Origin of the sequence: Aequorivita sinensis (genome assembly GCF_006346335.1) — a bacterium.
Taxonomy (GTDB): Bacteria; Bacteroidota; Bacteroidia; order Flavobacteriales; family Flavobacteriaceae; genus Aequorivita; species Aequorivita sinensis.
Genome location: NZ_VDMC01000006.1, coordinates 79,199 through 94,756, shown reverse-complemented (window position 1 = coordinate 94,756; position 15,558 = coordinate 79,199). Strand labels below are relative to the sequence as shown.

Below are 15,558 nucleotides of genomic sequence, written 5' to 3'. Positions count from 1 at the left end.
CTATTCCCTAGTTGACAATATTTCATTTACCTTATTTTGAATTCCTGTGTCTGCAATTGACAGGGATTTTTCCGTTAAAGTTTTATTAATATTATACTTAGAAATATTATCAGATTTTCCCATCCAATCCTCCATTTTCATTTTCCCCTTGGATTGATTAATACTACGTAAAGTCACGCCTACGTTTTCTGGGCAATTAACCACTTCTGCTATCTCATCATTTGTTAATATATCACGATATTTCATAAATACTTCTTCGGAGGAACGTTCATGTTCATAATCATATCTATCGCCTCCACGTAAAGTTTCATCGGTATAACAATCCTTATGTAGAGCTCTACCATCTCCACCTCTCTCTATAGCTTCTTGATGCATTTGAGATTTTACTTGGTTAAATTTCTTATTAATTTCATATCGGTTATAAGGTCGATTTGGATCAATATTAAGATTGTCGGAATCAAAGGAATAATCTACCTTTGATTTTAGATCTTTAGCTCTTTCCAATGAATTTTTCATCAGTCCCACTTCTTCAGCTTCAGGCGAAAAGGTTGATTCTAATTTATTCATTTGATTTGTCAACTCTTCAACCTTATTAGCCAATGACTCCGACATTTTTGATAACTCTACTTTGCTTAATTTATCATTTTCAAATTTGTTTTCAAGATCATTGATTTGCGTGGAAGATTCTTTTAATTGATCAAAATTTTCTACATTTTCAGGCAACTTAGATAATGAATTCAAACCTTCTTTAGTAGAAGATTGTTCTTTTAGATTTTTGAACTTATCGACACCCTCTTTTAAGGAGCTCAAGTTTTTGGCTCCTTCTTTTGCAACCTCTTGAACCCCTTGGATAAATTGTTTCGCTGCTACTACTCCTGCTGGTAAAGCCATAGTCTAATTTGCTTTATTTATTAATTTTCTATTCTTAACGTCTGAAAAATGAGCTTGTAAAATAGGTAAACAACAATCATGTTTTTTTGCTGTATGCGCTAAGGTTAACTCTACAATCCTCATGAAGTTTTGGCTTTTAATATCTAATCCCCATTTGTTAGACAATAGTTGTTTGTAGGTAATAAGATCTCTATAAGAAGAGGGTTCATTGGCTTCATTCATAATTATCGTCATTGTCAAAATCGAATCAATATCTAAAAGTTCACATAACTGGCTTTCTATAAAATCTTTATCTAGTTTACTATAGAGAAGTCTATTTGATACTGAATAATATTTTTTAAGTTTTATAGCCTCTTGTAGTCTCACTTTATTTAAAGAATTCTCTTCAAAGCTTTCTATTAATTGATTAGCTAGAAAATTGACCATTTCTCTTTTCTCATGATAATGGTATATATAATCGTATTCTTGATTAGTGTTTTCGTGAAAATTAAACTTACACAGCACAGCTTCTTGCCAATCATTTTGATAAATGGCAGCAACTCCAGTTTTTAACTTTGCTAACTCATTAATTTGGTCATCATTTAAATTCATGGATTTTCCCACTAATTCTCTATCTTCTTGTGATGGTAATCGTAAACATATCTTCGTATTCGTATTTCTTATTACAGAAGGATCTAATAATCCCGGTGCTTGATCTGCTAAAATAAATCCTTGACCATAAGTTCTCATCTCGGCAATTGCATTTGATATCATTTCGACTGATTTGCCTTGTAAATTTGCACTTTCTTGACCTTGTTCCGTACTTGTATTCTTCAATAAATTATGTGCTTCTTCAATTATGGTAACATGCTTTAATTTTGTATTCGCTTCTGTAGCTGTGGACATCCTATATTCTTGAAGCTTCATAAACATAATTCCCATAATTAGAGATTTTGTTTCAGATGAAGCTACTCTAGACAAATCAATAACTGTATTTCTATTAAATAGCTCCTCGGAAGCGATTTCTTCTTCAGTAAAGATTAATTGAAAAATACCATTTGTCATGCTCTTTACTCTGGTTACCAAAGCACCAGAGTAATTAGAAATCATTTCTTGAGAATAACCACTATTTGCAATTAATTTTGGCAATAATGCCGCCAAGTCTTTAAATGTAGGGTAAATTTCTTTTCCTGCTAAATTTTCAGAAGTTTTCAGATCCCAACCTTTACTTTCATAAACTTTTTCTACAGCCTCTTTTAATATTGCAGGCATTGCAGCATACATAGGCCAGGATGCATTCAAAATTTCTATAAGTCGATCTATATGTTCGTATATATGAATTTCTTCAGGAAATGTAAAAGGATTAATTTTTAACACTTGCGAATAGTTCGGGTTAGTGCCATAAACTGTTACTTCGCTTCTATTTCCAAATACATTTTTATATTCTCCTTTAGCTGGTTCAATAACCATAAATTTAATTTGCTTCTTAATTAAATTTTCAATTAAATTATAGGTTATATTAGACTTTCCAGAACCAGTACTTCCTGTTATAAAAATATGTCCTGTAAATTTTTCTAAATCTAAAGAAAACTCCAAAGGAAACTCTTTTTCGTAATTGTATAAATGTCCAACAGAAATTGTATTGGCTCCCGTATGCTTAATATTATTCCCAAAAGGAGCAGTCTCAACCACGTCTAAACCAACAAATGCTTTATGTGGCAATGAAGCCTGAATGCATAGTTCATTTGTATTTATTATTGTTGCTAATTTTATTGTGTTTTCTGAATTAGAAATTTTTGCTTTAATTGAAGGTAGGTTATAGTTTTTTAATGCATTTATTATATTAGTATGACTCATCCTATCTTGTTGTAATGTAAACGTATGAACAACAGATTTTTCTACCCCAGTATCATTCCCTTTAATTAGTCCACTATATATATTTGCAGCAACAATACTATTTTGTTGCTCTTTAGAAAAGAAAAATGTTCCTACATTCCATAACCCTAAGCTTTCTCCCTTTTTAAAACGATCAAACTGTAGGTCTAATTTCTCTAAAATATTAACAATTTTCTTATCCTGAATAATAAATTGACAACTTTCACTAGATCCTTCTGTTTTTGACTCAGAATCTGAAATAGCGATATTCTCTGTCAGACCAAAAGTTTTACCAAGCGTCTGGGCTTTTGATGCCGTTTTATTTTCAGAAGTTCCGTTAGTACTCGAACCAGTTTTAGATTTAACTGCTGCCGTACCAACAAAAGAACTTATCATTTTACGTCCAAACCATGGGTTTCTGTTTTCTGATTCTGATTTACTAACACCTTTAGATATTGAATTCGTTTCAGAAGTTGACTCTGTTGTCGAAAAAGAAGATCCTACTGTTTTTGTAATTCCTTCTGTAACAGCAATCGATTCATTAGAACTTAAATTAATTGTTTGTTCCTTTAGAGGGTGTAATCGAGTGTATATGTCTTCATATAAACTCTTAGCATCTTCAATATGTTTAGAGGCTATGGGTTCTGCTAAAAACAACGCTGAAAACTCTTTACCCTGCATAGCAATAATTAGATTTTCAATACCTTGAAAGAAATCTTCCTCTTCTTTATTCTTTAAAGTAGCTACTCCTAATGCACAAGAAACCTCATCGGCAAAATTAAACATAGTTTCCTGTAATTTTTCAATTTCTGAATTTGACAAAGATTTTTTTGTGAAAGTGGTCCCAGGAAAATTCCCTTCCATAGCTCCTTTTAGTATTTTTAAACCTTTAGCTGCATCATTTTCTTTTTTTATACCAATATAAAAATCACATTTTTCACCATTAGAAACTAATTTTAAAATAAATGATGTATTTGTAGAATAAAGTGCACTATAGACAGACAACAATTTATCGGTTATTTTAATATCTTTTTCGTAGACAAATTTATCCAAAAGAAGAAACCGAATACTTGAATTTAAGACAACCTTCTCGTTATCGGAGTTAATAATATCAAAATTTTTATCCAGAAGGTATTCTCGTGTAAGAAGAATTAAAGAGGCATCAAAATCACTAACTTGACTAATAACCTGTGTTCCATTATTCTTGTTCAAATCTTTAGTATAACTCATTTATTTTAAAAATTTATATAATATTATTCCTCCTATTATAACACCTGCTCCAATAAGCAATTGGGTCTTTGTTATTTTAGAACTTTTCTCGACTTCACTATCTATTTCATTTTTATCATTTCCCTTATTGAAAAAATTATCTTGCTCAACCATTAAAGGATACAGTCTAATAACTTCTAAAAAACGTTCTTTAGAAAAGTTAGTTTGTAATTCTGAAATCTCAGTATAAAACATATCGCTATTGGACGTTTTATCCATTGCTGTTGTTGTTTCTAAATGGTTTTCAAATTTAAAGGAAGAGTTGTTTTTAGCATATTCAACAGCTTCCATTATTTTAGCTTTTTCACCTTGAAATAACATAATCATTTCTGCTAACTGCGACTTTACCATTTGTAAGTCATTTTCTCTTACTCCATTTACGAAGGACGTGTAATTCTTAAATTCCATAATTTATTTATGTCTTTCTATTAAAGTTAAATATGTTTCTAAGGTCTTTATAGTTTTTTCAGAAGCCTCGTTTATTTCAGTTTTTTGAAGTTGTAATCTTGATAAGTTTTTTCTTGTATCTTCCAAAATGTTTTTTTCCAAACTTGCAATGAAACCTTTACCCACAGATATCCGACTGTTAACATTTGATTTATAATCTTCTCGAACCTGAAAAAGATTACTTTCAAAATTCACCTTTAATTTAGCAACCCCCATGCTTTCGTAAAGTTTAGGCAAGTCATAATATTCTTTGTCTTGAAATATCCCTTTAATTTCAACAGTTCCCCAACTAAAGGGATTGTACCATTTAGATGTACTTATCTCTTCTTCTCCTACTTTTTCAGCAACAGTTCTTTTTACTGAATTTATGGAGTGAGAGCTTAATGTAATGTTAAAATTATTTGAAATAATATTGGTCGTTTTCACCGAGAGATTCATTTCATTTAAATATTCCTTAAAATCTTTATTAATAATATTGATTATCTCTTCCCATTTTTTTTTTAAATGCTCTTCAATTTCATTATTAATACTGGTTTCTAAACTAATCTTAAGATTGCTAATGGTTGAGCTAGCTGTTCTCTGTGCATTAAGAGCTTGTGTTTTAGTGGCTTTCTTCTCTTTAAAATTTGAGTGAAGTGCTAAAAAATCTCTATTTACTCGTTTTCTTAAATTATCGATTACACTTGGTACAGTATTTATCGAAGCTAACTTCTCATCTGTATGACTAAGCTTTTTACTCAAAAGTTCTTTAGAGTCGAGTATTTTTTTAATGTCGTTTTCAATTTGTTTTTTTTGCTTATCTGACAAACCTTTTATATCATCTCTTAAAATATTAAAGTGAGATGGTAAATCCTTAAGCAAATCATGGCCTAACTCAATCTCATGGACATTTTCAATGTAGTTTTTAATGTATAATTGAAGAGCAGAAATTCCAGAGCGGTGTAAACTCTCCTTTAACTCATCCGTACTGTTTAATTCTTCTATCAGAATTTGTTTATCTCTTTCTAAGATAGGGGTATATTTAATGGTGTCAATTCCATTATAGTCATCATCATAATTTGGAAAAAAAGTTTCCCGAAAATCATTGAGCTTAGACTTTTCCTTTCTAGTAAGTTTATGATTAGATTGCTCTAAAAGCGCTAAACGAGCAAATTCAGCAGAAATCGGAAAGATTTTTGGATTTTCTATACCGATAGTATTGGTTAAGTATTCTTGTGTTGATTTAATTATATCTTCAAGAGATTCTTTTTCATGGTCGAAATCATCAATTTTATTTAAAACGAAGACAAATCTATCTTGAGTTGTACCTGCTTTATTTTTAATAAATTCAGCAATCTCCTGTAACACTTTTTGATCATCGTTTATTTTAAGAGCTGTAGCGTTTAAAACATATAAGACCAAAGGTTTATGTTCGCTATCTTTAATATAATTATAAGTTACCTTTTTATGCTCTTCGTTTTGGGAATTATTCGCCCCAGGGGTATCTACAAGAACGGCATGAATGTTTTCAGAAGGGATGTTTTTAATATCTCCTTCTATTTCAATAGTAAGAAACTCGTTATTCCCTTCTTCATTTATTTCAACTAAAGATTCTGCATCTAAATTATCTATTTTTCTAATTATAGTGTTATTATTATTTTTAACTACAGCGCTAAACCCTTCTCTTCCGTCAATATCCTTAATTTTGCATATAACAGCTGTACAAGCCTCATTCTTGCTAGGCATTAAGCTTTCACCTAACAGAGCGTTAATTAATGTTGATTTACCTGCACTCATAGTTGCTGCTACAATTATTTGGACTTCGGCACTATCAATTTCATCTAGATGACTAAACAAATCATTCTTTTCAAAATATTGAAAAACACGGTTATCTGGTTTTTCATTTTTAATTTTAGTAAGAATTTCTTTAAAATCAGTTACTAAATTAGTTTTATCAATTTCATTCGAAATTAATTCAACCATTAAGTCTCTGTCCCTATTAAATTTTAGGACAATATCATTTACAATGTCTATTTCATATTTTGTTGAAGTGAAGTTTATTTTAAATTCCTCTTCGTTTAATTCTTCTTGATACTTCTCTAAGAAATTATAAAACCAATTCTCAATACGGGAGGATTCATGGTTAGTCCTAATTACATTTTTTGATTGTTCGAAACCATTTCCTTGATTTAAAAAGTTATCTACTTCGACACCATAAGAATAAGTGTTATATTTAATATTTATACCCATTTTTTTTATCTGTTCAATTTGATATTCACTAAAAATTATGTTTTCCTCATCTATCTCTTCTGCAAGTTCATTAGACAGTTCTGAGCCTTTTATTTTGCTTTTCGATGAATTTCTTTCCGTATCATCTATGTAATTATCTTCTTTAACTTCAGAAATGATATCTTTAAAGTCATCTTCATTATTAAAACCCCCAACGTTTCGAATATTTGAATTTGTTAACTTTTCCTGTAAATCAATGATAGACGGATTATATCTTCTATTATGACTATCGCTATATTCAAAATAATCATTTATTACTGCAGAAGCCTCATTATCAAAACCCAAAGCCATCAACGCCTTAACCTTAAACTCATAGTATATTAAATATACTATTGGAAATTTATTATAATATTTATTTTTAAACCATTCTAAATCCTGTAGAATTTTCTCAAATTCTCTTTCTTCAATTAATAAATCAAAATGATCCCTGTGCTTGCTTATCGTGCTTGGCTTATTCAATATTTCATTAAATAAGTTTTCAACTTTTTTACATGCTTTAAAACTATTAGCCCCAAATTTTGAATTATATATGATTGTAGTACCTCTGTCATAGCTATAATTCAATCGTAAAGAAAGTAAACCAGCACTCTTTTCTTTGTACACTTTGAAACTTTTTAAATCCTCCCAAAAATAGAAATCAACGAAGGGATAATCATCTCCGCCAGGGACTTTCTCGTCATATAGAAAAGTCATAAGGTAATCGTCATTCACAAGGCACCCTTCATTACCTGACATAAAACCTAAATAAAATTCTTCGTCTTGTAAATTGACTTCAAAGTCTTTAGAAATTTTGGTATTAACCCTGTCGATTAGACTTCTAAACATATAATCTGTTTTAAGAAACCTTGCTTTTGAAAAGTAAATCTCTTCAAATTCATTCTTTAACTCTAAGAATATATATTTATGTCTGTTTATAATACCTAGAATTTCACTCATTCTATTCTTAATTTATATGATTTTATACTCCAAATACCCCATACTCAAATACCCCTCAGTCTTAAAATCTATCCCATGAACTCTCATAAAAGCTTTATGGATCTTATCAACCTCATCAAATGGATTAGATTGCATCGTGCTCACTTGAACAGATAAACCTTTGTCCACATATTCACCGTTTACGTTCATTCTTTCTTTTGTTTTAATTTCAAATACTGGCATTATTACTTTTTAAGTTTATGATTTTTTTATTCCAGTTATAATATTAATTATATAATGCAATATTAATAGCTGATCTTCCCACATACTGGGAAAGCTAAAAAGAATATTGTAAATGCTAAAAGGACATATAATTATCCTTGTTAAAAATCTTTCAGGATAAGTATAACCTGTAGAGGTAAATTAACACCATACAATTATTATGACATCTCAACTAATAATTAGTATTGATATAGGTTTTGGGGAGAAGCGTAAATTTTAAAATAAAAATAGAAGATTAAATTTTTAGAGTTTATTCCTTTAAATCTTCGAGTATCTATTAATAATTTAAAAATTTTTGTTAAACATAAAGTATTTATTACATATCCTCCAACACTTTTTCTGCGTCGTATTCAATGATTTCAATGCTTTTTTGAAATTATTTATAATTTATCGGATTTACATTATTGATAATGAAATAATTAATGATACAGTTTAAAATAAATCTATTTTAACATTTTTTTAAATTATTTTGATTTCATTAAGTTCAACTATTAATTTTTTTAAGTGTTATGGAGCCTTTTATGATAAGGGTTTAGGAATAGTAGTGGTTGTTCCCCGGAATACCGTTGATTAGAAAGAGAGCAATAATTAATCTTGCCAGGTACACCTACAAGGCGTATTACCAATACCTTAACAAGAAAAAAAAATTACATTTTTTAAATTGAAGTAAATTTTAAATCTAGAAATTCTCTCAATAGCTTTATATTAGTGTTTAGTAATACCAATTCTTACTCTTTTTTCCCTCCTCCACTCACTATCCGCGATATTATTCCCTTCTGGTTTGTGAATTCAGCGATTACAACTCCTGCAAGGTGAACTACGATAAAGCCCACGAGATAATAAACACCAAGTTCGTGAATTTCTTCCACTGGTTTTTTCCAGTTTTTTGGTCCCCATTCTATCAAAAGTCCAGTAATTAAAGATCCAACGACGCAGATATAAAAAATGATATAGGCCCATTTTTGAAATTTCACTTTCAACGAGAGTTCTTTGGCCAATGGGTTTTGGAGTTTCATCTTTCCAAAGAAAGGAAGTGTAAACCGAATGCTAAACAATCCAACTAAAACATAGCCCAGATAGATATGCCATTGCCACATGGGTTTCCGTATTTGTTTGGCTAGCAACACAGCTTCATCGTAGGACAAAGTCTGGTTGGTGCCTTTTAAATACTCTTGGATAATATCTGCCATATTATATTTATTCATCCAAGTCAATCGTAAAAAGATTGTAATCAATAAAAGTAGGAATGATATTGCTATTGCCCAATGGATAATTCGATAAACCTTAGTGTAGTTTGTTGTTTCCATGATTTTATTGTTTTTGAATGTTGGAGGTATGCGGACTTCTAAAATTAAACAAAAGATTACTTGGTACTTGAGTTTTACCCTTTTGATAAGGTTATTAAAGACCTACAAGGAGGCCTTTTCCGATTATCATCGGAAAAGACAACACCTTGCAGGTCAACTTCCCCCGATAACTATCGGGATCATCTTCATCTTCATCAATGCCCATGCCCACCGCCACCTTCTTCCTGTAGCAATGCAAAACCGCCTTTGGTTAAAAAACGACTGTCTTTTTTAAATTCTGAAGCATTCTCAATTATTGTATAGCCTTGGTATGTAGCTCCAACCTTTACTCTTGCAGAGTGTAATTGGTATTCGTTGTTATTTTCGTTTTCTATAAGCAATACATAATTCACTCCATCTAATTCTACTATCGCGTTTTCAGGTAAGGCCAAATGGTTTGAGGTACCTGTTACAATTTGAGCTTCTACAAACATTCCTGCGGTGAAATTCTGCGAGTCTTTTTCATCTATATGCCCGTGAATCATTGCAATTCTTGAATTAGGATCGATAGAAGTTCCAACCAAATGCACATCGCCTTTAAATGTTTCCTTTGAGGCTTCTGGCACAGAAAACAGTATTTCCTGATCTTTTTTAAGTTGTAACAAATCCTTCTCAAAAACTTTTAATTCTAAGTGAATATGGTCGGTGTTCATAATTTCCATAATCTTATCGGCTGGAGAAACATAGGTACCCGTATTCACAAAAACTTGAGTTACATTTCCATCTATGGGGCTATATATATTTACCTGTGAAAATATATTTCCCGCTGCCACGGAAGCCGGATTTATATTCAGCATCTGAAGGTTTTTCTTTAAACTATTACTACGCGCCAATGCTGTTTTGTATTCACTTTCAGCTTTTAAATAACTTTTCTGGGAAGTTATTTTCTCTTCAAACATCGTTTTTTGTCGCTCGTATTCCGAGTTTAGGTATGAAAGCTGCGCCACAGTTTCCATATAATTCTGCTGCAATGTTATAAACTCTGGATTTTCGATGGTAACCAAGCGTTGTCCTTTTGAAACTTTGCTTCCAACTAATAACGGTGTGTTTTTAATATAACCTCCAGCAAAAGCGCTAACTACCGCTCGACTTTGTGGTGGCACATCAATTACGCCATTGGTTTGTACTGTTTGAGCAAATGGTTTTTCGGTGAGTTGGCCAATTTCCATTTTGGCGTTTTCAAACTGTGCTTTTGAAAGATGAATATTTCCGTCTGCAATTTCTTCTGAAGTAGAATCAGTAGATTCCACTTCTTTTTCTGAATTGTTACACGATGCCAAAATGAAGGCTAATAGCAACAAAATTGATTTTATATAATGCATAATTAATTTTTTAAAGCGTTAAATAGTTGATAGCAATAACTGCTTGGTTGTATTTATTGAGGTTTTCTAGATGTTGTAATTCAATTTCGTAAGCGTTTTCAAGACTTTGGATGTATTGAAAAAAGTCTATTTCTCCATTTTTGAAACTGATATTGGCTGTCTTTAAAATTTCTTCTGAAAGTGATTTTCCTTCGGTTTCGTAATACTGAAGTGCATCTTCATATTTTGAAACTTCATTGAGCAACTGCACTTTTCGTGAATTCATGTGAATTTTATAATCTTCAGCTTGCTGCTGACTTACATCTGCGGCAATCTTTGATGCTTTTATTTTTGAAGCATTTCCGCCAAAAAGCAACGGAATTTTAAGTCCGATTTGATAGGCGTAAAGATTCTGACTCAAACCAGAATTGCTGCCTAAGGAATAGGAAAGACTGATATCTGGAAGTAAGCTTTGCTTTTCAAGACCGCTTTTAGCCTTAAAAAAGCTATTTCTACTTTCATAATAGTCTAATGCTGGATGTTGTTCAGAAGCTGCAATTGAAAGTTGAAGTTTCTCAAGGGGTTGCTCAGCAATCAGCAAACTATCTTTGGATTGAACTACAGTTTTTAGCTGCTCCATTGCAATTAATACATCTTCTTTAGTCTGATTGAAATCGGTTTCTAACTGTCGTTGTTTGGCACGAGCAGTTATCTTTTCTAGGTAATTTGTTTCCCCTAATTCAAAACGGCGTTGCGCTGCGTGCGCAAAATTTTGATACAAACTATCCAATCTCTCGTAAACACTTGCTCTATTTTTCTCATATTGATATTGATAATAGGCTGCTGCAACCATCCCTTCAGTTTTGCGTTTTTGAAGTTGGTATTGCTTGCTTTGCATTTCAAACTGACGCTTATTTACATTCTTTTCAGCGAAGTAAACTGTTGGGAAAAGAAAGTCTTGTTCCACACCAAAAACTTTAAGTGGTTCATTATTGGGCGCCATATTGTTTTCGTCAAATTCATAAAACACAGTGGTTTTATCAAAACTGAAAGCACTACCAATTAAAGCATTGGCTTCATCCATCTGAAGTGAGGAAGCTTTGAGTCCAGCATTGTTTTCCAAAGCCATTTGCTGTAAATCTTGCAATGACTTCGGATTCTGCTGAGCCAATCCTGAAAAACTTAGAAGTATTACTAGGATTGTAATTGGCAATGACTTTCCTAATTTCTTTTTAGGTTTTTTCTTTTTATCAGAATCAAAAATTGAAAATAACACAGGTAAAACTATTAAGGTTAGAATTGTAGCTGTTATCAAACCACCAATTACCACAGTAGCTAATGGTCTTTGAACTTCAGCCCCAGCATTTGTTGAAACAGCCATTGGTAAAAATCCGAGTGCTGCTGCCGAAGCGGTTAGTAATACTGCACGTAAACGGTCTTTTGTACCTTGTACTATAAGTTCGTTTTTATCTGTCATTCCTTCTTTTTTAAGTTCTTTAAAATGTTCTATTAAAACAATTCCGTTAAGTACGGCAATCCCAAAGAGGGCTATAAAACCAACACCTGCCGAGATGCTAAAAGGCATATCGCGAATCCAAAGCAACAACACGCCACCAACCGCTGCCAAAGGAATTGCAGAGTAAATCATCAAAGCTTCCTTTACTGAATTAAAAGCGAAATAAAGCATTATAAAAATCAGCAGTAATGCAATGGGAACGGCGATTAAAAGTCTGTTTTTTGCACTTTGAAGATTCTCAAACTGACCTCCGTAATCAATGGTGTAGCCAGCAGGGAGTTTAAGATTGTCGTCAATTATTTTTTGAACATCATCAACTACACTTTGTAGATCGCGACTTCTCACATTTACCCCAACTACAATGCGACGTTTTGTGTCGTCTCGGGAAATTTGCGCAGCACCTTTGGAGTATTTTATTTCAGCTAGTTCACTTAAAGGAACTTTCCCACCAGCAGGAATATCAACATAAAGGTTTTGAAGATTTGAAAGATCGCGACGATTATTTTCATCTAGACGAACCACTAAATCAAAACGTTTTTCACCTTCAAAAATGCTTCCCAAAGATTTTCCAGCGAAGCCCATTGAGATCATTTCATTTAAATCTTCAATGTTTAAACCGTACCGCGCAATTTTATTTCTGTCGAACTTTACATTCATTTCAGGTAGGCCGGCAACTTTTTCTACAATAATATCATCGGCACCTTCAACATTTTCTATTAGGCCTTTTATTTCGTTAGCCTTTTTATTAAGTATATCGAGGTCTTCTCCAAAAATCTTAATCGCAATATCTGCTCTAACTCCTGTAATAAGTTCATTAAAACGCATTTCGATTGGCTGGGTGAATTCCACTTCCATCCCAGGAATTATTGCTAAGGCTTCTTTAAATTTCTCAGCTAACTCATTTTTAGTTGAGGCGGATGTCCATTCCTTTATTGGTTTTAAAGTGATAATAACATCACTTTCCTCCATAGACATCGGGTCTGTAGGAACTTCTGCGGCACCAATACGGCTAACCACTTGATCAACCTCTGGGAAATTATCAATGAGAATTTTTTCAATTTGAGTAGTAATATCAATGGTATTGCTAAGAGAAGTCCCCGTTTTTAATACAGGCTGAATTACAAAATCACCTTCGTCAAGCGTAGGGACAAACTCGCCACCCATAGTAGTAAAAATATAAACAGTAACTGCAAGGATTAAAACAGCAATACTTAAAACCAGTTTTTTCGCTCCTAATGCCCAACGAATTGACGGTTCGTAAAAGCGATTTAAGAAAGTCATTATCCGAACGGAAATATTTCTTTTGGAAGCTTCCTCGGGTTTTAAAAATAGAGAAGCAGCTACAGGAACATAAGTAAAACACAAAATCATAGCTCCGATAAGTGCAAAGCTAAACGTCATCGCCATTGGTCTAAACATTTTGCCTTCCACACCGCTTAATGAAAGAATAGGAATAAAAACTATAAGAATAATAAGTTGACCAAAAATGGCAGAATTCATCATTTTTGAAGCGCTATTCCAGGTGAGGTTATCTTTTGCTAATCGTCTTTCTGATAAAGGAAGTGCATTGAGTTTTGAAGCGTTTTTACTAATTTGAAAAGCGACAAATTCAACTATAATTACTGCACCGTCAATGATAATTCCAAAGTCGATAGCGCCAAGACTCATCAAGTTTGCGTCCACACCAAATAAATACATCATCGAGAGCGTGAAAAGCAAAGACAGCGGGATAACAGAGGCTACCACTAATCCGGAACGGAAATTTCCTAATAGTAGCACCACTACAAAAATTACAATAAGTATCCCGAGAATAAGGTTTTCAGCGATTGTAAAAGTGGTTTTTCCAATCAGCACACTTCTATCCAAAAACGGATTTATATAAACCCCTTCAGGGAGAGATTCTGCTATTTCTGCTACTCTTTCTTGTACGTCATTTATTACTTGATTGGAATCGCCATCTTTCAGCATCATTATCTGTCCGAGGATTTTTTCGCCTTCTCCATTTCCGGTAATAGCACCAAAACGTGGAGCACCACCAAACTGTACTTTGGCGACATCCTTCACATAAATGGGGAAGCCATTATCGTTTTTTACTACAATATTTCCAATGTCTTCTAATGAAGTCGCCAAGCCTTCCCCGCGAATAAAATAAGCTTGATTTTCCTTTTCAATATAACCACCGCCAGAAACACTGTTGTTTTTTTCTAAGGCAGTAAATATTTCTGAAGCGGTAATATTCATCGCATTCAGCTTGTTGGTATTTATAGCAACTTCGTATTGCTTTAAATGTCCTCCCCAAGTATTTACTTCTATTACACCTGGAATTCCCGAAAGCTGTCTTCTTACAATCCAATCTTGAATGGTACGCAGTTCAGTAGTGGTATATTTATCTTCATAACCTGGCTTTACGTCTAGAATGTATTGATAAATTTCACCAAGACCAGTGGTTATCGGGCCCATTTGAGGTGTGCCAAATCCTTCGGGAATATTTTCGGATGCAGATTGAATTTTCTCTGCAATAAGTTGTCTGGGCAAGTACGTACCCATACTTTCTTCAAAAACAATAGTAACTACTGAAAGTCCAAATTTTGAAGTAGAACGAATTTCAACTACCCCAGGTAAGTTGACCATTTCCAGCTCGACAGGGTAGGTGATAAACTGTTCCATATCCTGAGTAGAAAGGTTGCGGGAAGTGGTAATAACCTGCACTTGATTGTTGGTAATATCAGGAACTGCCCCAATAGGTAATTGTGTAAGGGAAAACACACCAAAGCCAATCAGAACAAGGGTAAATAACCCGATAATGAGTTTATGGTTGATGCTAAATTGAATGATTTTTGATAACATAACTAAATTAATCTTTGAACTTCAACAGATAAATTGCTGAAGTATGAGTAAATAGAAAATTGTTGGAATACCGATCCAAGTTTGGAGCAGTAAAAACTTGCAATTGGAAATAGATAATTTCCAAAAGGTCTATTTAGTTATGCGAATTTTGGAGGTTGGAAAATTGAAATTTTTTCCAAAGAGGAATATAAATTTTGGTAATAAAATTTATGAGATTGTGGAATGTTTATTTCCACTTTTGGTAAAGTAATATCCAATGAAATAATCACAACATCGGTTAAAACGTGTTGACAAGAAATATGCTGAAATGGCAATTCTTCGTGTTCAGGTTCTTGATGATTTTCCTTTTCAATACCGTAGTGTTTTTGAACAAATGTAAAAAAGTCGTCTCCGTAATTTTCTGAATGATATTCGGCGTGTTGTACTAGTTTTCCTATTAAAAATATATCCTGAATGCCAATGCCAACGCTTTGGAAAGCGAGGAGAAAAGAAAATGATATGGCGAATATGGCTTTCATTTAAGTATCAAAAATATATATTTTTTTCTGAACTGAATATGATATGAATCAGTTAATTAATACGATTATTAGTAACTGCTGAAATTCATATAATTAAAAATATT

The 15,558-nt window shown here is 32.6% G+C and carries 9 protein-coding genes; all 9 read right to left on the bottom strand.

What is annotated here, in order from left to right:
- Complete coding sequence (locus FHP04_RS14640) at positions 1–891, bottom strand: hypothetical protein (protein ID WP_218937256.1); 891 nt, start codon at positions 889–891, stop codon at positions 1–3.
- Between the two features lie 3 nt (positions 892–894).
- On the bottom strand, positions 895–3,975 hold the full coding sequence (locus FHP04_RS08590) for an ATP-binding protein (protein ID WP_139855688.1): 3,081 nt from the start codon (positions 3,973–3,975) through the stop codon (positions 895–897).
- Positions 3,976–4,422: a hypothetical protein gene (locus FHP04_RS08585; protein ID WP_139855687.1), complete on the bottom strand. Its 447-nt coding sequence runs from the start codon at positions 4,420–4,422 to the stop codon at positions 3,976–3,978.
- Positions 4,423–4,425: 3 nt separating this feature from the next.
- Complete coding sequence (locus FHP04_RS08580; protein WP_139855686.1) at positions 4,426–7,665, bottom strand: dynamin family protein; 3,240 nt, start codon at positions 7,663–7,665, stop codon at positions 4,426–4,428.
- 12 nt (positions 7,666–7,677) lie between these two features.
- Positions 7,678–7,887 (bottom strand): DUF6140 family protein, encoded by a 210-nt coding sequence (locus tag FHP04_RS08575; protein ID WP_139855685.1) that lies wholly within the window; start codon positions 7,885–7,887, stop codon positions 7,678–7,680.
- Between the two features lie 767 nt (positions 7,888–8,654).
- Complete coding sequence (locus tag FHP04_RS08570; protein ID WP_139855684.1) at positions 8,655–9,233, bottom strand: cytochrome b/b6 domain-containing protein; 579 nt, start codon at positions 9,231–9,233, stop codon at positions 8,655–8,657.
- A 194-nt stretch (positions 9,234–9,427) separates the two neighbouring features.
- Positions 9,428–10,594 (bottom strand): efflux RND transporter periplasmic adaptor subunit, encoded by a 1,167-nt coding sequence (locus FHP04_RS08565; protein ID WP_139855683.1) that lies wholly within the window; start codon positions 10,592–10,594, stop codon positions 9,428–9,430.
- A 10-nt stretch (positions 10,595–10,604) separates the two neighbouring features.
- On the bottom strand, positions 10,605–14,936 hold the full coding sequence (locus FHP04_RS08560; protein ID WP_139855682.1) for a CusA/CzcA family heavy metal efflux RND transporter: 4,332 nt from the start codon (positions 14,934–14,936) through the stop codon (positions 10,605–10,607).
- Positions 14,937–15,073: 137 nt separating this feature from the next.
- A complete protein-coding gene (locus tag FHP04_RS08555) occupies positions 15,074–15,454 on the bottom strand; it encodes a hypothetical protein (RefSeq protein ID WP_139855681.1) in 381 nt (126 codons plus the stop codon).
- Positions 15,455–15,558: the final 104 nt, after the last annotated feature.

Excerpts from the sequence above, each read along its gene's own strand:
- FHP04_RS14640 (WP_218937256.1), bottom strand. The coding sequence starts at position 891 with ATGGCTTTACCAGCAGGAGTAGTAGCAGCGAAACAATTTATCCAAGGG.
- FHP04_RS08590 (WP_139855688.1), bottom strand. The coding sequence starts at position 3,975 with ATGAGTTATACTAAAGATTTGAACAAGAATAATGGAACACAGGTTATT.
- FHP04_RS08585 (WP_139855687.1), bottom strand. The coding sequence starts at position 4,422 with ATGGAATTTAAGAATTACACGTCCTTCGTAAATGGAGTAAGAGAAAAT.
- FHP04_RS08580 (WP_139855686.1), bottom strand. The coding sequence starts at position 7,665 with ATGAGTGAAATTCTAGGTATTATAAACAGACATAAATATATATTCTTA.
- FHP04_RS08575 (WP_139855685.1), bottom strand. The coding sequence starts at position 7,887 with ATGCCAGTATTTGAAATTAAAACAAAAGAAAGAATGAACGTAAACGGT.
- FHP04_RS08570 (WP_139855684.1), bottom strand. The coding sequence starts at position 9,233 with ATGGAAACAACAAACTACACTAAGGTTTATCGAATTATCCATTGGGCA.
- FHP04_RS08565 (WP_139855683.1), bottom strand. The coding sequence starts at position 10,594 with ATGCATTATATAAAATCAATTTTGTTGCTATTAGCCTTCATTTTGGCA.
- FHP04_RS08560 (WP_139855682.1), bottom strand. The coding sequence starts at position 14,936 with ATGTTATCAAAAATCATTCAATTTAGCATCAACCATAAACTCATTATC.
- FHP04_RS08555 (WP_139855681.1), bottom strand. The coding sequence starts at position 15,454 with ATGAAAGCCATATTCGCCATATCATTTTCTTTTCTCCTCGCTTTCCAA.